At 41.8% G+C, this 21,165-nt stretch carries 19 protein-coding genes; 8 read left to right on the plus strand and 11 right to left on the minus strand.

What is annotated here, in order from left to right; all coding sequences use genetic code 11:
• Nucleotides 1-85 precede the first annotated feature (85 nt).
• From fahA to EVU92_RS15425, 3 genes are all read left to right on the plus strand, one after another.
• On the plus strand, nucleotides 86-1,399 hold the full coding sequence (gene fahA, locus EVU92_RS15415; RefSeq protein WP_130051951.1) for a fumarylacetoacetase: 1,314 nt from the start codon (nucleotides 86-88) through the stop codon (nucleotides 1,397-1,399).
• Between the two features lie 152 nt (nucleotides 1,400-1,551).
• A complete protein-coding gene (locus tag EVU92_RS15420) occupies nucleotides 1,552-2,703 on the plus strand; it encodes a M23 family metallopeptidase (protein WP_130051952.1) in 1,152 nt (383 codons plus the stop codon).
• The gene (locus EVU92_RS15425) at nucleotides 2,693-3,175 is read left to right on the plus strand and encodes a polymer-forming cytoskeletal protein (RefSeq protein ID WP_130051953.1); all 483 of its coding nucleotides are present in this window, start codon (nucleotides 2,693-2,695) and stop codon (nucleotides 3,173-3,175) included. The genes EVU92_RS15420 and EVU92_RS15425 overlap by 11 nt, the downstream gene beginning before the upstream one ends.
• Here the strand turns inward: EVU92_RS15425 and EVU92_RS15430 are convergent.
• The gene (locus EVU92_RS15430) at nucleotides 3,172-3,648 is read right to left on the minus strand and encodes a hotdog fold domain-containing protein (RefSeq protein ID WP_130051954.1); all 477 of its coding nucleotides are present in this window, start codon (nucleotides 3,646-3,648) and stop codon (nucleotides 3,172-3,174) included. The genes EVU92_RS15425 and EVU92_RS15430 overlap by 4 nt on opposite strands.
• A 164-nt stretch (nucleotides 3,649-3,812) precedes the next feature.
• Here EVU92_RS15430 and EVU92_RS15435 point away from each other — a divergent pair, with 164 nt between their 5' ends.
• The 4 genes from EVU92_RS15435 (at nucleotide 3,813) to EVU92_RS15450 (ending at nucleotide 8,251) form a co-directional block, all read left to right on the plus strand.
• The gene (locus tag EVU92_RS15435; RefSeq protein WP_130051955.1) at nucleotides 3,813-4,985 is read left to right on the plus strand and encodes a multidrug effflux MFS transporter; all 1,173 of its coding nucleotides are present in this window, start codon (nucleotides 3,813-3,815) and stop codon (nucleotides 4,983-4,985) included.
• A gap of 223 nt (nucleotides 4,986-5,208) precedes the next feature.
• Nucleotides 5,209-7,047 carry a S8 family serine peptidase gene (locus EVU92_RS15440; protein WP_130051956.1) on the plus strand — a complete coding sequence of 613 codons (1,839 nt, stop codon included), beginning with the start codon at nucleotides 5,209-5,211 and terminating at the stop codon, nucleotides 7,045-7,047.
• 98 nt (nucleotides 7,048-7,145) lie between these two features.
• A complete protein-coding gene (locus tag EVU92_RS15445) occupies nucleotides 7,146-7,778 on the plus strand; it encodes a LysE family translocator (protein ID WP_130051957.1) in 633 nt (210 codons plus the stop codon).
• A gap of 8 nt (nucleotides 7,779-7,786) precedes the next feature.
• Nucleotides 7,787-8,251 carry a methylglyoxal synthase gene (locus EVU92_RS15450; RefSeq protein ID WP_130051958.1) on the plus strand — a complete coding sequence of 155 codons (465 nt, stop codon included), beginning with the start codon at nucleotides 7,787-7,789 and terminating at the stop codon, nucleotides 8,249-8,251.
• Nucleotides 8,252-8,281: 30 nt separating this feature from the next.
• Here the strand turns inward: EVU92_RS15450 and yegD are convergent, their stop codons facing one another.
• The 6 genes from yegD to EVU92_RS15480 all read right to left on the minus strand — a co-directional run bounded on the left by yegD (nucleotide 8,282) and on the right by EVU92_RS15480 (nucleotide 16,090).
• Nucleotides 8,282-9,649 (minus strand): molecular chaperone, encoded by a 1,368-nt coding sequence (gene yegD, locus EVU92_RS15455; protein ID WP_130051959.1) that lies wholly within the window; start codon nucleotides 9,647-9,649, stop codon nucleotides 8,282-8,284.
• Nucleotides 9,650-9,716: 67 nt separating this feature from the next.
• Nucleotides 9,717-10,556: a DNA ligase gene (locus EVU92_RS15460; RefSeq protein WP_130052314.1), complete on the minus strand. Its 840-nt coding sequence runs from the start codon at nucleotides 10,554-10,556 to the stop codon at nucleotides 9,717-9,719.
• Between the two features lie 77 nt (nucleotides 10,557-10,633).
• Nucleotides 10,634-11,290, minus strand: coding sequence for an HAD family phosphatase (locus tag EVU92_RS15465; protein WP_130051960.1), 657 nt, complete (start codon nucleotides 11,288-11,290; stop codon nucleotides 10,634-10,636).
• A 65-nt stretch (nucleotides 11,291-11,355) separates the two neighbouring features.
• Complete coding sequence (locus tag EVU92_RS15470; protein WP_054561952.1) at nucleotides 11,356-11,655, minus strand: hypothetical protein; 300 nt, start codon at nucleotides 11,653-11,655, stop codon at nucleotides 11,356-11,358.
• Nucleotides 11,656-11,765: 110 nt separating this feature from the next.
• A complete protein-coding gene (locus tag EVU92_RS15475) occupies nucleotides 11,766-14,027 on the minus strand; it encodes a TonB-dependent receptor (protein ID WP_130051961.1) in 2,262 nt (753 codons plus the stop codon).
• Between the two features lie 368 nt (nucleotides 14,028-14,395).
• A complete protein-coding gene (locus EVU92_RS15480; protein ID WP_240701322.1) occupies nucleotides 14,396-16,090 on the minus strand; it encodes a mechanosensitive ion channel domain-containing protein in 1,695 nt (564 codons plus the stop codon).
• Nucleotides 16,091-16,246: 156 nt separating this feature from the next.
• On the opposite strand from EVU92_RS15480, the gene EVU92_RS15485 reads away from it, so the two are divergent.
• Nucleotides 16,247-16,798 (plus strand): DUF308 domain-containing protein, encoded by a 552-nt coding sequence (locus EVU92_RS15485; RefSeq protein ID WP_130051962.1) that lies wholly within the window; start codon nucleotides 16,247-16,249, stop codon nucleotides 16,796-16,798.
• A gap of 53 nt (nucleotides 16,799-16,851) precedes the next feature.
• Here EVU92_RS15485 and purF read toward each other — a convergent pair whose 3' ends face one another.
• The 4 genes from purF to folC all read right to left on the minus strand — a co-directional run bounded on the left by purF (nucleotide 16,852) and on the right by folC (nucleotide 21,145).
• Nucleotides 16,852-18,378 (minus strand): amidophosphoribosyltransferase, encoded by a 1,527-nt coding sequence (gene purF / locus EVU92_RS15490; RefSeq protein WP_130051963.1) that lies wholly within the window; start codon nucleotides 18,376-18,378, stop codon nucleotides 16,852-16,854.
• Between the two features lie 18 nt (nucleotides 18,379-18,396).
• Complete coding sequence (locus tag EVU92_RS15495) at nucleotides 18,397-18,891, minus strand: CvpA family protein (protein ID WP_130051964.1); 495 nt, start codon at nucleotides 18,889-18,891, stop codon at nucleotides 18,397-18,399.
• Nucleotides 18,892-19,214: 323 nt separating this feature from the next.
• Nucleotides 19,215-19,868 (minus strand): SPOR domain-containing protein, encoded by a 654-nt coding sequence (locus tag EVU92_RS15500; protein WP_130051965.1) that lies wholly within the window; start codon nucleotides 19,866-19,868, stop codon nucleotides 19,215-19,217.
• A gap of 11 nt (nucleotides 19,869-19,879) precedes the next feature.
• On the minus strand, nucleotides 19,880-21,145 hold the full coding sequence (folC, locus tag EVU92_RS15505; protein WP_130051966.1) for a bifunctional tetrahydrofolate synthase/dihydrofolate synthase: 1,266 nt from the start codon (nucleotides 21,143-21,145) through the stop codon (nucleotides 19,880-19,882).
• Between the last annotated feature and the right edge of the window lie 20 nt (nucleotides 21,146-21,165).

Consider the following 21,165-nt stretch of genomic DNA (forward strand, 5'->3'; position numbering starts at 1 on the left):
TCTGTTTTAAACTAACTGTTTAAATTGCGTTGATTGCCTCCATATAGATAACTAACACATCAGCGCGAACAAATAAGGAAAGAGTATGAGCCTAATTAACGAAACCCACGATATTAATCTAAAAAGCTGGGTTGCATCTGCTAACGAAGCGAACTGTGACTTCCCAATTCAAAACCTTCCTTTTGCAGAAGTACGTCGTAAAAATTCAGACGAAGCGTTCCGTGGCGCTGTAGCAATTGGTGATCAAGTTATCGATTTAGCGAAAGTAAACGACCTTGGTTTATTCTCAGGTGATGCACAAGTTGCCGTTAAAGCAGCGAGCCAAGCTACATTAAATGAATTTATGGGCCTTGGTCAGCAATATTGGTCAGCACTTCGTCTTGCGTTATCAAAAGCATTACGTGAAGGTGCCAGTGAGCAAGCGCAATTAAGCGAAGCACTTACTGCTCAAGCAGATATCGAATTTGCGCTGCCTTGTCGCATTGGTGATTACACTGACTTCTATACCTCTATTTACCACGCAACAGCAGTAGGCAGCCTATTCCGCCCTGATAACCCACTTTTACCTAACTACAAATGGGTACCAATTGGTTATCATGGCCGTTCATCGTCAATTGATGTATCAGGTCAAACGTTCCACCGTCCTAACGGTCAAACTAAAGCACCAGATGCTGAAGTACCGTCATTCGGCCCTTGTAAACGCCTAGACTATGAACTTGAATTAGGTATTTACCTTGGTAAAGGTAATGAATTAGGCGATGCAATTGCCATTGAGAATGCTGAAAACCACGTATTTGGTTTCTGTGTATTCAATGACTGGTCTGCACGTGACTTACAAGCATGGGAATACCAACCACTTGGTCCGTTCCTTGCGAAAAACTTCGCATCGACTGTATCTCCTTGGATTGTTACTACAGAAGCACTGGCGCCATTTAGAACAAACTGGACACGTGATGAAAATGACCCGCAACCAATGGACTATTTAGAGTCTTCTCATAACCGTGAGTTTGGTGCATTCGATATCAAAATGGATGTACAAATCGAAACTGAAAAGATGCGTGCAGCTGGCGAAGCGCCAACACAAGTATCTAAATCTAGCTTCAAACACTCTTACTGGACTGTGGCGCAAATGGTGACTCACCACACTGTAAATGGCTGTAACTTCCAACCTGGCGACATGTTAGGTTCTGGCACTCAATCAGGCCCAGAGCACGAAGAAGCAGGTTCATTGTTAGAGCTATCACGCGGTGGTAAAGAAAAAATCACCCTTGCTAATGGCGAGCAACGTACTTTCTTAGAAGATGGCGACAACGTAATCATGCGTGGTTGGTGTGAAAAAGACGGTTTTGCACGCATTGGTTTTGGTTCAGTTGAGGGTACAGTGCTACCTGCCAAATGAAAATAACTCGCTATTTTCATTTAAAAAACAAGTATTAAGGGCATTATTTGCCCTTTTTTATTTGCCATTTCTCTCTTGAGTTACAATTTTTTTCTGGCTTTTTTAAATCAGATTGCTATCTTAACTCGGTTATTAGTTAAATTTTGTACGCCATGTTAGTTAAACTTAAGTCTTTTTACCGCACGATTTTTCCAGCTAGACAGCTGTTGATCCGTCAAAATGGCGAAGTAAAGCACTTAGTGTTAGCGCCTTGGTTACAATTAACAACACTTCTGGTCATTTTAACAGCTATTGCTTGGTTAAGTATTTCAACGCTCCAGATCATGTCACAAGCCGACCAAATCATCAGCATCGAACAAAACCAACTCAGCAAACAACAACAGTGGCAAAAACAACGCTACCAGCAACAAGCTGCCTATGAAAAACAATTAGAGCAGTTGGCTATTCTTGAGCAAAAACAAGCGTTATTGCAAAGCATGATTGAGTCGCTACCAGAATCAATGAACAAACCTGCACTACCAACTAATGCAGAGCCATTGCTTTTACCTGTTAAGGAACACTCTGAGGAATTTCATGCTCCTTTAGAAGGTGAACAGCAGCCAAAACAAGTTAAACGCTTAGAAAGTATTCCTGAACGCTTAGTGCGCCTTGATGCCGCTTATAACAACAGCTTTGTGGTATTGGATGAGCAAATAAAACTTCGCCATCAAGAAATCGTTGCCATATTAGAGGGTGCAGGCCTTGATAGCAGCCTTGCCAATGCCTCGGTACTAGAAAGATCAGATACAGCTCAAGGTGGTCCACTCGATTTATTTGATGAATCAAAAATTCCTGCTGAATTTTTAGCGATTGCAGATAACTTATTAGCATTAAACAACCTAGAAAGTTTGCTGAGTGAATTGCCACAAACGCTCCCTGCTGCCGATTACTACATTTCAAGCAGTTTTGGCCTTCGTAAAGACCCATTGAATGGTCGTCGTGCATTTCATAAAGGGGTTGATTTAGCTGGTTGGCATAAAACCGAAATTTTTGCGCCCGCTAATGGTACGGTTCTTCGTGCTGGTCGTAATGGTGGTTATGGTAATTTTATCGAACTACAACACAAAAATGGTTTCATCACTCGCTTTGGCCACCTAAATAAAATTAAAGTAAAAAAAGGCCAAACGGTAACAAAAGATGATGTCATTGGCTTAATGGGAAGTACTGGCCGTAGCACCAGTACGCACTTACATTACGAAGTTTTAGTGAATGGCAAACATGTCAATCCAGTTAAAATAACAAAGGCCCTTTCTCGTGTTCGGTAGAAAAAAGCAACCAGCAGCTAGCTCGTCTGGCTCATCTTTAAAAAGAACCAACCATACTCCTTCAATTATTTCTGAAGACGTCCGTTTAACTGGTAGCCTTACTTGCCAAGGTGAAGTCCAACTTGATGGTCGGATCGATGGTGATTTACATGTTAAACACCTAGTGATTGGTCATACTGGTGTGATTGAAGGCGTGATTGAGGCTGATAGTGTAACTGTCAAAGGTAAAATCTTCGGAACACTCATCGCCAATCAAGTGGTAATTGAAAGCACCGCAGAAGTCCATGGTGACGTATTTCATGACACCCTTAGCATTGAAGCGGGAGCAATCATTGAAGGCAGCTTAAAACATCGTCATGAAGAAGATAATGTGGCGCCTATTAAGCCTGAAGAACAAACCAGTTCATCATTACTCCCCGATGATGACAACGACTTGTCGTTTGTAAACAAACAAGCCGCTGATAAGTCTTAACGCTTTTTAGCAGTTACATACATTGTGATATCTGCTGTAAACACCAATTCATCGCGGCTGTTAAAAACCTTCACCGGTACTAACAAATCTTGCTTTTCTAACCACTCACTCGGTACTTCTATATCTGCAACTGCACGCATGTCTGTGTCAATTTTTGCTATATAATTCACTGTCATGCCTTTTGGGATCCAGCGGTGTGTTTTTGCCGGCACCGTCGCATCGACCATTAAACCTGCGCACAACTCAGCTATATTACACTGGGCAATAGCATGGATAGTACCAATGTGATTATGGATTGCTCGGCGGTTTTTAACGGTTGCACTGCAATGCCCTGCTGTTAAACCTGTGATCAATGGCTTTATTGAGCCGAAATAAGGAGCTTTAAAACAGACAGCTTTACTAAATAACCAATTACCTTTTGGCAGTGACTGACATTGAGTCCAGATTTTTAATAATGATGATTTTGAGCTCAAGACGATTATCCATTATTTTTTGATGTGAGATGGAAATTAACACATCAGACCAGATAGCGAAATGGAAAATTTTTGTTAGCAGTTTTGATGATTACATATTTAGCTAAGTGAATGCTTTTCTTTTCCTTTAGGGGCACATAAAATACCGTTTTAAAGGAGAGCGAATGCAGTCACGCCAGCACAAAAACCTCAGTTTATTATTTATCCTCGGCCTTCTGGTTATTTTTTGCCCATTAGGTATTGATATTTATCTTCCAGCATTTCCTACTATCGCTGAACAATTGAATGCGTCAGAAAAGCAACTTCAGCAAACCGTGGCTATTTTTTTGCTTACAGTCGGTCTTGGGCAGCTTATTGCGGGACCACTTGCAGATAAATTTGGCCGTAAACCTGTTGCGATTAGCGGTGTTACGATTTATGGGCTAGCTGCATTCTGGGCATATTTGGCGCCAGACTTTACCACCTTAATGATAGCAAGAGCATTACAAGGCTTAGGAGCATGCGCAACTTTTGTCGTCGCTTTTGCAATAGTTAGAGACAAATTTGGTAGTGAGCGTAGCGGACAAATCATTACTTACTTAAATGGCATTGTCTGCTTTATTCCTGCCCTTGCGCCTATTCTTGGTGCTTGGTTAACCGTACAATTTGGTTGGCGCATGAACTTTTTATTCATGGTCAGTTTTGCACTTGTTGGCCTATTTATAGTTTTGTTTCTCTATAAAGAAACCCGCCCTAAAGACAGTGTTTACAGTGGTCATATTCTCGACTTAAGGCGCTTTATACCTATTATCTCCACACCACTCTTTCTATTTCATAGCTTAATTTGTTTAGTGACTATGTCCGCTATTTTAGTCTTTGTAACCCTTGCTCCGGGTTGGATAATCACAGAGCTTGGTGGCAGTGTCACCGACTTTACTTTTTGGTTTACCTGTAATGCCGCCCTGAGCATTTTTGCAAGCTTCGTCATGCCCATATATATAAAGCGCCAGCCCAAACGAGCCTTAAAAGCAGGACTTATGTTATTAGTATTGTCTGGCTGCATAATGCTGGCTTTTAGTCAGCAAAATTCAGTTTTAGCTTTAATGTTTCCTATGTTCTTGGCAGCTTTTGGTTATGCCTTAACACTTGGCTCATCAGCAGGTCGTGCATTGAGTATGTTTCCTAAACAAGCAGGCACAGCTTCTGCACTTATCGGCTTGATGCAAATGAGTGGCGCAAGTTTATTAGTGTTTATAACGCAATTTTTAAATTTAACGACACCTGTATTAATTGGCGTACATTTTTTGATGCTCACTCCTTTTACTTACTTATTACTTAAACATAAGCGCTTGTCATAAAAAAGTTTTACCATACTTTTAGCTAATATGGGTAAATGAGAATCGTTATACTTCATTTGCCCATTTAGCCATCCTTTTATATCTCACAGTTATAAAAATCACCTTTCTAGAATAATTTGTTCCGTTTTTGCGGATTATTTTTCTTGTACCCAACCGCATATTAAACTATTGCTTACCCACGTTAACAATTGGTTAACTAAATGACATGTTTGGGATACGAATTATGAAAAAGAATAAATTAGCATTAGCACTGATCATCAGTGGACTATGTGCAGCAGGAACTGCAAACGCAGCAAATGACCGTTACATCATCCAAGTAGACAACAATAAAAAAGGCGTAGTTAAAGCACTCGCTAAAAAGCTCGGTGGTGATATTAAAGTTGATGGTAATGGCTTCATTGCAGCGCAATTCTCAGGTCATGACCTAGCGAGCGTGAAAGGCTTATTAAACAACCCTCACATCAAACTGATTGAAGAAGACCAAAAACGTGTGCCAATGGCGCTTTATAACGATGACGCGGGTAATGCTATGCAGCAGCAGCTGACCCCTTACGCAGTTTACCAATCACAAGCAGACCAAGTTACTTTTGATGCAAATGCTGGCATGAAAGTGTGTGTAATTGACTCAGGTCTAGATGCTTCGAATCCTGATTTCATTTGGGGTAATATTACTGGTGACAACGACAGTGGTACTGGTAACTGGTTCGATAATGGTGGTCCTCATGGTACTCACGTCGCCGGAACAATTGGCGCAGCAGATAATAATGTAGGTGTGGTTGGTATGGCACCTGGCGTTGCAATGCACATCATCAAAGTCTTTAATGCTGAAGGCTGGGGTTACTCTTCAGATTTAGCACACGCAGCGGACTTATGCTCTCAAGCAGGTGCAAATATTATTAGCATGAGCCTAGGTGGCGGTGGTTCAAATAGCACCGAGTCTAACGCGTTTGCTAACTTCACAAGTGCAGGCGGCTTAGTCGTTGCTGCGGCAGGTAATGATGGTAATAACGTACGTTCATACCCTGCAGGCTATCCATCAGTAATGATGGTAGGTGCAAATGATGCGAACAACCAAATTGCAGATTTCTCGCAGTTCCCTAGCTGTACGTCTGGTCGTGGTAAACGCGCTACTACAGATGAAACTATCTGTGTTGAAGTAACAGCAGGTGGTGTTGATACTCTTTCTACTTACCCTGCAGGTATGGCCACTTCGGCTAGCTTAGCAGCAGATGGTGCGGGCTTTGCAACTTCATCAATGGAGAACTCAGGAAATGCATCAGGCACGGCTTATTACATGGGTACTGCTGAAAGTGTAGATTCTGGCGCAGCTGGCAAAATCTGTATGATTGACCGCGGTAATATCTCGTTCTATGACAAAGTGAATAACTGTGAAAACTCAGGTGGTATCGGCGCTGTTATCATTAATAACGAAGCAGGCATGTTATACGCTACATTAGGCGATACTAACGATACAACAATTCCTGCTGTAGGTGCAGCACTTGAAGACCGTTCAGCACTTCTTTCAAGTACAACAATTGATATCGCAATTGGTACCAGTGATTATGGTTTCATGAGCGGTACATCAATGGCGACGCCTGCTGTATCTGGTATTGCAGCACTAGTTTGGTCAAACCATCCTGAGTGTACTGGGACAGAAATTCGTGATGCCTTAAAAGCGACAGCACAAGACCAAGGCGCTTCTGGTCACGATGTTTACTTCGGTCACGGTATTGTCAAAGCCGCTGATGCAGATGCATACCTAATGGCAAATGGCTGTGCAGGTGGCAATAATGGCGGCGGCACAACTCCTGGTAGCGATGATATTAGCCTTTCTACGTCAGGTTATAAATCAAAAGGCACTGCGTATGTTGATTTAAGCTGGAATGGCGCAGCAACAAGCACAGTTGATGTATACCGTAATGGTAGCAAGGTAGGCTCAGTGGCAAACACTAACAGCTATACTGACACTATCACATCGAAAGGCGGTGGTACTTACACTTACCAAGTATGTGAAGCACAAAGCACAACTGTTTGTTCAAACAATAGCTCAGTGACGTTCTAATACTTTCCCCAACCCAAATCAGCGGGCATTGATTGCCCGCTTTTTCTTTTTCTAAAAGCTTGTTAAGATCAAATACCTAGCTTTTTAACTTTGTGCCAATGATCAATCCAGAATCGTTACTGTCGTTTTTAGGCGCCAGTTTTTTAATTGCCGTAGCTCCCGGCCCTTCTAATGCATTTTTAATGGCGCAAACCTTTGCAAATGGCCGTAAAGCCGGAATGCAAAGTGCCTTTGGTTTTGCCTTAGGTGGTGTGGTGCATACTATTTTGGCAGTAGTAGGTTTAACGGCAATTTTAAAAGCATCCACGGTAGCATATACCACAGTTCAGTATTTAGGCGCGGCCTACCTTTGCTACCTAGGTATAATGACCTTAAAGGATACCTTCACAGGGCCTGAACCAGACTGCAGCGAAAAGCCTCATGTTAGCACCAGTAAAAAACAAAATGTGATGTTTCAAGCCATGATGACCGAGGTACTCAATCCGAAAGTTGCCTTATTCTTTATTGCTTTTATTCCTCAGTTCGTCGATCCGAGCTTGTCTTCAACGACATTTCAACTCGCTTTCTTTGGATTACTCTACCCGCTTTTTGCTTTTCCAATCGACTGCACGTATATTTATTTCGGCGATAAGATAGCCAGTTATTTTCGTGAACATCCACAAGCCCAAATTTGGATTGATCGGATCACGGGACTAGTTTTTATTGCGTTAGCAATTAACCTATTGATATAAGAGCACTTATGGAACAAAAACAACAAGCTTTACCCGCCAAAAAGAATATTGCCCTCGTAGCCCATGATGGCAAAAAAGCAGCCCTTCAGGCATGGTGTGAAAAGCACCTGGATATTTTAAGTAAGCACACGCTATACGGTACAGGCACAACGGGTCATTTAATCGAGCGCACAACAGGGCTTGAAGTGATAAAGCTATTAAGTGGTCCTATGGGTGGCGATCAACAATTAGGTGCTAAAATTGCTGAACATGAGGTGCATGTGTTAGTTTTTTTCTGGGATCCACTTGCATCGCAGCCCCACGACCCTGATGTAAAAGCATTACTTCGTTTAGCTGCGGTTTGGAATATTCCTGTTGCCTGTAATGAAGTTAGTGCCGATATGCTATTAAGCTCCCCGATGATGGAGACAGAGCTTTGCCGCACGTTGCCAGATTACGAAAAATACCTCGCAACGCGCCAAGTGACTCTTTAATTATTAAAGTTGTATATCTAAGTGGGGCGATTAGCTATAAAGCTTGTGCGCCCACTTAGTTAAACCTGCAGTAACACTACCAAAGTGATCCCCGTTCAGCATATTAATATCACCTAAATGTGATTTTAACGCAGCCTTGATCAGCGGTGATTGCGCACTACCACCCGTTAAGTAAATTACATCCGGTGTTGTGCCTGCCTCTTGAATCGCTTGTTTAGCTAAGCTCACTATCTGGCTTATTGAGTCATCAACAGCTAAAGCTAAGTCTTTTAGCGTTAAGCATTGCATTAAATCTGAATCTAAGAAACGCAAGTCTGTGGTAAATTCGTTCGCTGACGAGAGTGCAATTTTTGCCGCTTCGCCTTGCTGCACTAATTGATGACCCTGCTTATTTTGCTGCAATTGAATTAAGCGTTTAAAAAGCGCAGGCTCTTTAACTTCACGAACTTGAGTCAATAACTCACGATGATGGGCATCGCTATAAAACTGGCTTTGCAGGTTTACATCATTGATTTTACACGCTTGCCAAAACGGTTGGTTCGGCAGCGGAAGACCCGATTTAAACTCAGTACCTAAACCTAATAATGGCATTAAACCATGAAAGCTCAGGGCAATATCTAAATCATTTCCACCCACACGCTTGCCACTGTGGGCTAAGAAATCATTATCACGACACTGCTTTTCACGGAAGCTCGGCCCCATTTGTACGAATGAACAATCACTAGTACCCCCGCCAATATCTACAACCAATACTTTTTGGTCTTGCTGTAATGAAGTTTCATAATCAATCCCTGCCGCTAGCGGCTCATATAAAAACGACACCTCTTTAAAGCCTGCGCGCTTTGCTGCTCGTTCTAAAATTCCCAGTGCTTGCTGATTAGATTCTTCACCACCAACTGATTGAAAGTTTACCGGTCGTCCGATTACCGTTTCTGTTAATGACTCTTGCAGTGACTGCTCTGCACGCTGCTTAATTTTTAAGATCATCGCCGTAGCAATGTCTTCAAAGAAGTTTATTTGACCTTGCTTTAAGCCCACAGCACCAAAGAATGATTTAGGTGATTTTACAAAGTAACCTTCTTCAGGAAATTGCACATACTCGCTAATTGCTTCACGACCGATGAATAAGGTCTCATCACCAGCTTGAATATCTAAATCTGATTTAATGCGAGGAATGGTATTTAAAAGCGCATTGCGCTCAGTTTTAAAGTCATGCTCAAATGGGCTACCAGTGAGGTGCTTTGCCACAAAATCGACAACTAAAGCACTGTGATGAGTATAAAGTGTTGAGGGTAAATACTGCTTACCTTGTTCAAGCGGCACTAATGACACTTGTTGCTCGTTATCCATTACACCGATTGCACAATTTGAGCTACCGTAATCAAAGCCTGCAAACATTCTAGCACCTATACATCAATAAAAAGGCCGCGAAATTTACCATAGTCGCAGCCATTTTTGAATGACGCTAAGGTGTTTCATGTAAAAAGCTTGCAAATCGTGGCAAACCATTTTTAGTAAAACCATGATATTTATAGGTAATGGTACTACCTATGGCTGGCGGTGACTTTCTTTGTTGATCAGAAAACCCCGAGCCAATTTTAAATTCAGTACCATCACTGCTGCGCACCTTGAGTGCGCCAAGCATATTTTTATACTTACCTTTTCCTGCAACATAACCGATTACAACCGCTTCAGCGTCAAAATAGGGTTTTAACTTTAACAATGCATCACTGCGTCCCGCACTATGCTTAGCAGCCGCTAGATGCAGCATCACGCCCTCAGCACCTTGCGCTATTAGCTCATCCATAAACAAACTAAGTTGCTTGTTATCGTTAAAGTGCGTTTGCTCCACTGCTTTAATATGTTCACTTTGCAGCTGATTTACTAACCGCGAGTAGTCCTCAAAGCGCTGACTAAATGGTTTTGTCGCATCAGGCATATCAAATATCATATAGCTTACTGTTTGCCATTCAGTATCAATAGGAATGGCTTTTCGAACGATACCGCTCAAAGTGGCAAAATCTTGTCGCTTAGTCCAAAGTTCTCCATCAAGCCAAACCCTAGGAAGTGGCTCAGTAAACCAGTCAGGGGCATAAATTGGGTTACCGTTTCGGGTTACTAATTGACTACCAGTCCAGATGGCCCGAACGCCATCATATTTTTCACTAACTAAATACTCGCTTACATTGACCTTGTCAGCTTCATAGACGTTTGCTAAAAGTACTGAAGGGGCTTGTTGAGCTTCGACCGAAAGGCTTAATAATAAAGTGATTGCGCACATCAGCGCACGAGTGATCATAACCATCATTGCTTCCTTGCAAATTTGTAAGTTTTAAGTAGCTTTCACGACTTAATAAATGCTGCTTAGTAATAGCCGTTTAATTATAGGTTAGTTTGTAGCCATTTGAAAAATTCGCCCAAATCAGCAAACACCCCCGCCGCTTTACTAAAGTCATGTTCTAAAGTGAAATGATTCGGCACCGCATACACAGCAACAGCGGCATTACTTGCGGCGGTGACACCGGTAAAGGTATCTTCGACTGCAACGGCTTCATTAGCGGTTATATTTAACGTATCAAGTGCCAATTGGTATGGGTCGCCAGATGGTTTAGGATTGTTAACATCATCTTTGGTAACCACACAATCAAACCAATCAAAAATGCCATAGCCTTTTAAAATAGGATAGGCTTCATCTTTTGCACTGCCTGTTACTAATGCCATTTTTAAACCACTGGCTTTTACTTGCTCAAGCACTGCTTTTGCATGAGGCATATAGGCGGGTAAATTAGTACTAACAAAGCGCCCAAATGCAGCATATTTATCATCGGTTAGCTGCTGTGGAGTGATACTAAGCCCATAATTTTCAACAACTTCCTTTGCAGCTTCAAGAGTTGGTCTACCAGAAAAGCGCTGACAAAACGTGGCCTCATCATACTGCACGCCAAAAGGGGCTAGTAAATCATTCCAAATATTAAAATGCACACTTTCAGAGTCGACAAGTGTGCCATCCATATCAAACAATACTGCTTTTAAAGTCATCCTCATTCCTTTTACAGTCTAAAAAATAAAAGGTGCCATGTGGCACCTTCGATAAATATAATTTGTTACTCAGTTAAACCCGCAGGTGGCTCAGCAAACGCTTCTTCGCCTGTTTCTACATCAACCAGCTCGTAACCACGTTGTTTTCTTACCACTTTTAATACTGGCTTAGAAAACGCTGTTTTTAAACGATCAGCGTCTGCTTCAAGTTCTTCGACTGTATTACCAAATGGCGCTGCACCGGTTTCTGACCAGTTAGTCACTTTGCCATTTAAGTTATATTCAACTTCATGTATTTGATATTGTGCCGCTTCATCTTTTGTTGCTTCACAAAAAATTACACGGTAGTTCCAAAATCCAGCCATACTTCTTCTCTTTCTCAAAATTTAATGCTGCCACTTTAGCAGTTACAAACACGATTATAAACGAAAAAACCCGCTATACAGCGGGTTTTGATAGGACTTATTCTTTCAGCTTAGAAGAAGCTTACTTTGAACTCAGCACCGATGTAACGCTCTTCGTTCACCATTGCTGTGTTGTTATTGAAATCGATAGCGCCGATTGATTGTTGCTCGTCGAACATGTTACGAACGAATGCTGATACTTCATATTCGTTGTCGCCTTCAGCCCAAGCGTAACCGGCACGTAAACCAACTTCAGTTAATGGCTTACCTTCAAATTCAACTGACTCGTATAAGAAGTAATTGATTTCGCTACGGTAAGACACGTCAGCGTATGTGAAGAATTCACCGTCAGCTACTTCGCGGCTATAACGTAATGTTAGGTTAGAGATCCACTCAGGTGCGTGCGGTAAACTATTACCATCAAGAATAGCTTGACCTGCGCTGTTTAAAGAATTTGTAACAGTACACTGAGCACATACGTCAACGGCTAAGTCTTTATCGTCAAGCTCAGTATTGTTGTAGCTTAAGTTAAATGTTGCGTTTAGGTTGTCAGTTAATACCCACTCAGTGTCTAACTCAAAACCGTAACCAGTTGTCTTATCAGCATTAACTAAACGGTTGAAGTTTGCACCACCACCTACAGCTGTTAATTGTTGGTCATCCATTGTGTAATAGAACACTGTGGCATTTACACGACCTTGGCCGTCAAGAACGTCTGATTTGATACCTGTCTCGAAAGACGTCACAGTTTCAGACTCAGCAACAGTTACTTCATCACCGAATAAGATACGACCCTGAATACTTGGTGCACGGAAGCTGTTCGCAACACGTGCGTACCAGTTTACGTCGTCGTTGATCTTATAGTTAGCAGATAGATCCCAGCTAACGTGATCGTCACTTGGGTTTTCTGTAAGGAAAAGCGCACCGCCACCAGCAGGGCTTAAAGTACGGTTCGCAGAGAATTCTTTCTCGTCATCTGAGTAACGAAGACCCGCAGTGATTTTTAGATCATCAGTGATTGTGTAATCTAATGAGCCGAATACCGCCCATGCTTTGGTATCTTGTTGCTGGATAACATAGCCGTTTAACTCACCTGGCGTTGAACCATAAGTGTCGTAGCTGAAGTTTTCGATCGTTAGCGCTTCATCAAAGTAGAATACACCTACTTGGAAATTTACGTCGCCAGCATAGTTGCTAGATAAACGAAGTTCTTGCGTGTACTGGTCTTGATCTGGAATACCGTCAGCACTTTCAGAATAGAATGGAATAAAACCAGGACCCATATCTGGTAAGTAGCTAGCACCGTAACCGCCGTCGATATCAGCGCGAGAATAGATTTCAGCACTTTCCCATGCAGAGATTGACGTAAGTGTTAAATCGTTGATATCCCACTCAAGCTTTAAGCTTGCACCTTGAGATTCAACTTGCTGAGTCGCACAAGAAGCAGCATCGTGGTAAACCACGTCGTGCTCAAAATTATCTACTAAATCGTTAGTACCAGCTTTGATAGCATTACCACGGAATGCGATTGGCGTACCATCCATATCACGTACATGGTAATTGAAAAGACCAGTGAAGTCGTCGCCTTCATATAAGAATTGAACACGTGCCGCTTTTTCAGTGTAACCACCTAATACGTCATCTTGTTCAAAACCTGGTGCACGATTATCAATATAATCATCTTTTTCTTGCCAAAGAACAGAAACACGTGTTGATAAACGATCTGTTAAGCCACCGCCAACAGCACCTTCAAAATCAACTGCGCCACGGCTACCGTAAGATACTGAGCCATAGCCTTCAAATTCTTGTGATGGTTTAACTGTATCAAATTTAACAAGACCAGCCGGTGTATTACGGCCGAATAAAGTACCTTGTGGACCACGAAGAACTTCTACGCGTGCTACGTCAAATACAGGGAAACCTTTTAAGATAGCGTTCTCTTGAACTACTTCATCTACCACTAAAGAAACAGGTTGTGAAGCATTTAGGTCAAAGTCAGTATTACCTAGACCACGAACATAAAAGCGTGGGAATGAACGACCAAACGAAGATTCAATTGATAAGCTTGGGATCTTCGCGTTCATGAAACGAATATCCATACCAGCTGAGCTGTATGCATCTAAGCTGTCACCTTGTAAAGCAGATACAGCTACAGGTACTTCCTGTGCGTTTTCTACACGTTTACGAGCGGTGATTTGAATAACTTCTAATTGATTGTTTTTTGCTGCTGAGGCTTCGTCTGCAGCAAGAGTTGAAAATGAAGTACCTGCTACGGCAGAGAACAACGTTGCATTGATAAGTGTTGCTAACGTAGATCTTTTCATTGCTTTCATGTCGGGTTTTAACCTTTTTTATGCACTCTTATTCAACGGTGATGATGTTGCGTCAATTCATTTGACGGGCTCGGCCAATTTTTCGCGCCTTGTAATAAGCTGCGCGGACCTCTTAATCGAGAGTGCAAAACGAAGTAAAGAGGCTGAACGAACGCTGACGATTATAACACTTTATGACACTTTTACTGCATTAAAAATTATAAATATACAATTATTTTACAACAATTAGCGGCAACATCGCCGCATTTAGAAGATTTTATGCAATTATTTTTGATTAAAGCGGACATATGTCCTGTCCATCTAATCACGACAATGTGTAGACATCACGCACAAATGAGAGCCACTTTCATTTACCCCTTTTTTAGCAACTAATCAGTTACACGTGCGAATTCTGGATTAGCTAATTCGCACTCATGCTCATTTAATAAGCCTAAAATTGCTAAGTTTAATTCTTCTATTACTTCCATATAAAATGCAAAGTCGACAGTCTCTACGTAGCTTAGTACATCCACTTGTAAAGCCCAAGGCGAGAAAGCTTTAAAACGAACCCTGCAAGGCTCAAAGGCGATATGTTTATGTTGTTCTAAAAGCTCTCTTACCGCTTGCATAAACGAGATTAGATTTTGTTGCTTGGTATTCGCACTGAGCATCAATTTCGGCCTATAAGAAATACGCTCTCTTTCAGAAACATTCTCAAGCTGCATATCAACGAACTTTGCATTCGCCACATATATTACAGAGCGGTCAAGAGTGCGAATTCGAGTTGCTCTCAGTCCTATTTCTTCAATTGTGCCTAGCTGGCTACCAAATTTACATAAACTGCCAATTTTAACTGGTGCTGAAATATAAAGTGTGATGGCCGCTATAATATTTTCCACCGTTTTTTGCGCAGCCAGCGCGATGGCTAAACCACCGATCCCTAAACCAGCTAATAGCGTTGTTGCATTGAATCCTAAGTTTTCAAACCACATAAATAGCAAGATAATTACAATTGAGGTTTTTACAACGTTACTAATTGGGCGAAGTAAAAAAACCACTTGGGGCCTATCTTGCTTAATGAAGCGTTGACCAAGTCTATGCTTCACTATGTCAACTGTACGAAGGCATATCCAACCCCATGCAATCAAAAGTACTGTTGCACCATGAAATAAAGCGAGTACAGCAATCGTTACATTCGACTGATCACTCAAAGAACGCGACATTAATACAGCCAGCAATAAGCAAACTGGCCCATTGATGAACGCTATCACATCTTTTTCGACTGGCACTTTTAAATGGGCAAGTATAAAAGTAATAATACGCGTCAAGATGATTGCTATTGCAAGGAAAAGCAAAAAACTAAAAACAAAATATACCCATTGCCAAAGTAGCACACCTAAAAACTCAACATCTGGCAAGTTTTTATATAACCACTCGCCGACATGGCTATAGCCATACTCTTTCGTCAATAAGGGAATTTGGCTTACCGTCGCATTCGATATTTTCCAGATGCGATTGCCACTTTCTGGGTCTGGAATCAACTGTAATAAGATTTGCACAGTACCTTGTGAGGTTGAGATTTCCCCCACTAAATCACGATAACTTGGCACACTTTCTTTTTGTTTTCCTTCGGGTTTATTACTTAAGTTATCAATGTCGACCCAGAGTGTACGATCAAGTACTACAGATAAGTTCTCAGCTAGTTGAAGCTGCCCTATAATAGACACATCCTTAGGTAAATTTCGAAAATCAAGATACTGAGCAGCCCGTTCAAAGTCACGAGCTCTGGCCGCTTTCAAGTAACCCTGCATTGAACTTCTTGGTGTCATTCGACCATATGTGTCGAAAGGTAAATCATCCTCTAAAGCCGTTTCTTTTTCTTCGCTGGCTGCAGGAGAACTGACTTCAGGCTCTTGCTTAGCTGCTTTTTGTTCACTTTGCTCTTCCTTGTTGTCTTTATCTATTAAGGACTTAACGGTAACTTCAGGTGTGGTTGTTGCCCATAATGGCGCATTGAACAACAGTAAAAAACACACTAATAACTTACTAAATTGTAATGAAAACTTTGTATTACAACGGCTCACACTTTGTTCCTTGTCTTATAAACATTAAATCGCTGAAATAATCAGCTAATTAAATTAGAGCACGGTTTGTGTAACTGTACAAAAAATAATTAAAAATCTTTGCAAGTAAGCGCTGAGATGTTAGTTATATAGAGACTAAAGCAAAGGAAAACGATAATGCAGATTTCAAGTTCACTAATCCCCCATTGGTCATCATTAATGATCCACGGTGTCATCGCTATCATTTTTGGTATTTGTGGTTGGTTTGCCCCAGAAGCCTCATTAGCGATTTTGATGTTTATTTTCGCCGCTTACTTTTTTGTCGATGGTGCCATTAGAACTTGGTTAGCTATTGCTTCAAAAAATGAAAACCCACTTTGGTGGATGCTATTAGTTGGTGGTCTAATTTCAATTGCAGCTGCACTTGTGACCCTGTTTGCTCCCAACGTAACGGCTATCTTAATGCTGTACTTTATTGCCGCATGGGCTATTGCTATTGGTGTGATTGAGATTGTTATTGCCAGTAAACTTCGCAAAGAAATCACTAATGAGTGGCTGTTAATTGGCAGCGGTATTATTTCGATTATCTTTGGTGGATATCTGATATTTAACCCTGGCGCGGGCATAATCACCCTGCTTTGGCTCGTTGCCAGCTACGCCATCGTGTTTGGCATAATGATGGTACTATTAGCACTTAAGCTGAAAAAAATGCAACACTCTCAAATATAAAACAAAAAAGGAGCTGTTTAGCTCCTTTTTTATATCAATCAAATCAGGACTGATTAATCAGCGCTGTTTTCTTCTTGATTGTGTAACTCTAAACTCGCAGACATCGCATTTTCACGCGTTGATTTCGCTGAATCATTACGTAAACGGTCAATGTGGTTCAGGTAGTCTTGGTCGATATCACCAGTGATGTATTGACCATCAAATACTGATGTTTCAAAACGGGTGATTTCTGGATTTTCTTGGCTTACTGCCGAGATTAAGTCATCTAGCGATTGATAGATAAGACCATCTGCACCAATGCTTGCGTTGATATCTTCAACTTCACGGCCATGAGCAATTAGCTCAGCTGCCGATGGCATGTCGATACCATAAACGTTCGGGAAACGAATCTCTGGCGCAGCTGAAGCGAAGTAAACGTTCTTCGCACCTGACTCACGAGCCATCTCAACGATTTGTGCTGACGTTGTACCACGCACAATTGAATCATCAACAAGCAATACGTTTTTACCCTTGAACTCGCGGTCAATGGCATTCAGTTTTTGACGTACTGACTTCTTACGCATTTCTTGGCCTGGCATGATGAACGTACGACCAATGTAGCGATTTTTAACGAAACCTTGGCGGTATGGCAGGTTAAGAGCAGAGGCAATTTCAAGCGCTACATCACATGATGTTTCAGGGATAGGAATGACAACGTCGATGTCTTTATCAGCCCATTCACGTGCAATTTTTTCACCTAACTTAGTTCCCATGTTTACACGTGTTGCATAAACAGACATACGGTCAATCGTTGAATCTGGGCGCGCAAAGTAAACGAACTCAAAGATACACGGTGCGTAAGTTGCTTTTTCAGCACACGATTGTGAGAACAGCTGACCATCTTCAGTTACGTAAATTGCTTCACCTGGTGCAACATCACGAACAAACTCAAAGCCGTCGGTTTTTAAAGCAACGCTTTCTGATGCAAACATGTACTCAGTACCGTTTGCTGTTTCGCGCTTACCAAAAACCAGTGGGCGAATGCCGTTAGGGTCACGAAATGCAACAATACCATGACCAATGATCATCGCAATCGTTGCATAGCCACCTGTTACTTTATTATTAACTTCAGTTACCGCAGTGAAGATATCTTCCGCATCAAGTTTCAGCTTGTTTGATTTACTTAACTCATGCGCCATGATGTTAAGTAAAATTTCAGAGTCAGACGTTGTATTAACATGACGGCGAGCTTCTGAAAATAGTTGCTGCTTTAATGCTTCTGCGTTTGTTAAGTTACCATTGTGCGCAAGTGCGATACCAAATGGCGAGTTAACATAGAAAGGTTGCGCTTCTGACGAGCTAGAAGAACCAGCTGTCGGGTAGCGAACATGGCCAATACCAATTGTACCTTGCAGACGTTTCATATGACGGGTATGAAATACGTCTTTTACTAGGCCATTGGCTTTACGTAAGCTAAACGTGTTGTTTTCAATGGTAATGATGCCAGCTGCATCTTGACCGCGGTGTTGCAAAACAGTTAAGCCGTCATATAACGCCTGATTAACAGGAGAAGTTCCGACTATGCCAACGATACCACACATTAAATTTATCCTCGCCGATTAACGGTTTACAGAATTTAAAAAGCTCGAGTTGTTTTCGAGGTACGAGAAGAACCACTCAACAACAAAGCCAAATTCTGGAATCAAAATAGAGTTGCCCCACCAATGCGTATTAGGTGCACCGGTAAAAGCATCAAGAAAGAAGAGTAACGCGCTTACGACCAACACGCCACGAAGAGCACCAAACACTATGCCGAACACACGGTCTGTGCCAGATAAACCAGTACGTTGTACAAGTTCACCTAAAATATAGTTTAGTAACCCACCCAACAGGAGTGTCGCAAAGAATAATATGGCTATTGCGGCTGCATTTCTTAAAAGGGGTTCTGAAATACTTGTTAGGAAGGATGCTAAATATTGGTAAAACAAGCTAGAGATGATAAATGCGCCAGCCCATACAGCTAATGACATTGCTTCTTTTACAAAGCCACGTATTAAGCCGATGATAGTGGATAGTGCAATAATACCAAGTACGGCGTAATCAACCCAGATCATAAGAACCAACTAGTCGTTAATTTGGGGCGCATTCTATACCCAAACCACCTGTGGATGCAAGAATTCAGCATGAGATAAAACGCATTTAGGCAAGGCATTGATTGTAGGGAATGGTGTCCCCTTGTCAAAATCAATAACGCAGAATAAATGCGTTTTAGCCATGCCCTTCGGGCGCTTCACAGGGCTTCCACTACTGCGTTGTAGCAATTTGAAAGGTACCTACATTCCTGCATCGCCACGCCTTGTATTGAAAACCCTGTGATAGCGCTGAATCATGGATCCACAGGTGGTTTGGGTATTTGAGCTATGCTCAAAATGCCAGATCATTTTGTAATTTCAAACTGAGTAACTTTGCCATTTAACTTGGTTAACTGCTTTAACTCAGTAAGCTTACTCTCTAACTCTTTCTTGCTAAGTGAAGGGCCAACAAAGACTTTTGTAAGTGTGCCGTTCGGGGTTTTGACTGGCCGAGTGAAGGTTTTGAAACCATTCGCTTTTAATTTTTCCTGTAGTGATTTCACATTAGGTGCGTGGGAAAAACTCCCCAGCTGAATGACATAAGCCATTTGTGTGAGGTTCTCTTCTGGCTTACGAGTTGGCTCTGGGGTTTTAGCGATTGGCTTTGCTGGTTCTTGCACTACAACTTTTGGCTCAGCTTTGGTAATGACAGGCTCATCTGTTGAGGCTTCAACCATTTTCGGCGCATCATCAATTTGCTGGGTTTCATTAGTAACAAGTTCAGTATCGTTTGCTTGAATATCTTCAACCGAGATTTGCGAAGGTTGCTCCGCTGAAGATACTTTATTATCAATCGCTTCTTGCAAGTCAATGGTAGTGAACTCAGGACGTTCAGGAATTGCTTTAAAGCCTTCTTTATAATGAACCTTTTCACCATCCAAAATGTTTGGAATGAAGACAATAGCCGCCACAACCACAATCGTGGTTCCTACTAAGCGATTAATAAACCCTGCGTTCACCGATTTCCTCTCTATTTTTTAAAGTAATTGATGGCTGCAGCCACAGTTATAAATGAACCAAACACAATCACTAACGTGTTTTCATCGACGTTTGGTAATAACGTATCTAGCGCAGTTTCAACACTCGCATAGTGCGTGCTTGGCGCTGTTGATGCGGTTTCGGCTAATGCTTTAGCAAGATTCTCAACCTTGTCTCCACGGAAACAATCTAAGCTTGCTAACGACCACTGATCAACAACATTCGCCATGGCCGACATAGCAGCCACCTTATCTTTATCTGCAAGCATAGCGACTAATGCATGAATTTTAAACCCTTGATCTTTATACACGCTTAATTTGCGTGCCAAATATCGAGCAGATTCAGGATTATGCGCAACATCGGTAAAAATAAGCGGTTGCTCACTTAACTGCTGAAAGCGACCTTCGACAATAAGGTTAGCTAAGCAGTCACGCACTTGTTGCTCGCTTGGCAGTAGGTCAAGTTTTGCTAGTAAGGTCAACGCGGTTGCTGCATTTTGACAAGGGATCGCAGGCTTAGCTAAGCGCCAGTCTTTATCTTGGTACTGCCATTTAAAGCCTTCACTGTCTTCTGTGAATATGAAGTCACGACCTGATAGCACCATATCAGCGTTAATTTCGTTGCCATAATCAGTTACTGTGTGTGGAATGGCTAAATCGCCAACAATAGCAGGCGTATTGGTGCGGAAAATGCCAGCTTTATCGTAACCAACAAGTTCACGGGTATCACCTAGATATTCTTTATGGTCTAAATCTATGGTGGTGATCACACAAGCATGTGGTTTAACGATATTAGTGGCATCGTAACGACCACCAAGGCCGACTTCTAACAGTACATAATCAACGGCGTGACGTTTAAAAATAGCCAGTGCACCTAAGGTACCGTACTCAAAATAAGTTAGTTGCGTGTCAGCACGGCCTTTTTCTAGCATATCAAAAGCATCAACATGGAATTGATCATCAAGCTCTTGGCCATTAATACGTACGCGCTCGTTGTAACGAATAAGATGCGGCGAAGCATAAGTACCCACACTAAAACCCTGTGCAAGTAATAAGCTTTCTAGGCAACGGGCAGTGGTCCCTTTACCGTTAGTGCCTGCAATAAGGATTATTTTGCTTGATGTATCAAGTAAACCGACTTGGTTTGCCACGCGTTCTACGCGCTCTAAACCCATTTCGATATTGGCAGGATGGACATTTTCTAAATAACAAAGCCAATCATCAAGGCTTGATGATTGGCTAGGAAGGATTTCTGTCATAGCGTTTAATCAGTTAAGCT

The organism is Pseudoalteromonas sp. MEBiC 03485, from assembly GCF_004195145.1.
Taxonomy (GTDB): Bacteria; Pseudomonadota; Gammaproteobacteria; order Enterobacterales; family Alteromonadaceae; genus Pseudoalteromonas; species Pseudoalteromonas apostichopi.